The organism is Candidatus Skiveiella danica (assembly GCF_022705245.1).
GTDB classification, from domain to species: domain Bacteria; phylum Pseudomonadota; class Gammaproteobacteria; order Burkholderiales; family Burkholderiaceae_C; genus Skiveiella; species Skiveiella danica.
In genome coordinates this window covers 1-504 of record NZ_JAKJEW010000209.1, presented here as the reverse complement: position 1 = coordinate 504, position 504 = coordinate 1, and the positions used below count along the sequence as shown (strand labels likewise).

General features: G+C 74.4%; 2 pseudogenes. Both read right to left on the bottom strand.

Going from position 1 to position 504, the window contains the following annotated elements:
- Positions 1–232: pseudogene (locus ACMUOY_RS21060) on the bottom strand (DUF3488 domain-containing protein); the annotation flags it as partial.
- Between the two features lie 25 nt (positions 233–257).
- Positions 258–455, bottom strand: a pseudogene (locus ACMUOY_RS21055) (transglutaminase-like domain-containing protein); the annotation flags it as partial.
- Positions 456–504: the final 49 nt, after the last annotated feature.

Genomic DNA, 504 nt, shown 5'->3' with positions numbered 1-504 from the left:
CCACGCGGCCGAGCTGGGCCCAGTCGGGCGACTCCACGCCGAGCTTCTCGAGCAGCTTGAACTGCTGCTGGCGCTGGTAGCCCACCACCCACTGCTGCCAGTGCAGGTCCACCCGATCGGCGACGCGCCGCAGGCGCAGCCACAGCGAGGGGTCGAGGGCGTCGACCGCGCCGCGCAGCAGACCGGGCGGCAGGGCCAGCGTGCGCGCCGCCGCCACGCGCTCGGGCGCCACCGCGCCGGTCGGATCGACGCGCGCTGTTGCGAACCAGGGTCCAGCCGTCGACGGCGTCCAGGTCGGCGCCCAGAAAGCCGGTCACCACGCGCGCCGGCACGCCGGCGGCGCGCATCGCCAGCACATACCCGCTGGCGTAGTGCTCGCAGAAGCCCTCGCGGCGGTCGAACCAGAACTCGTCGACGCCGTGCGGCGTCTGCTCGCCATAGACGCCGGGCGCCAGCGTGTAGCTGAAGGGCTGGCGGCGGATCTCCAGCAGCAGGCGCTGGCTC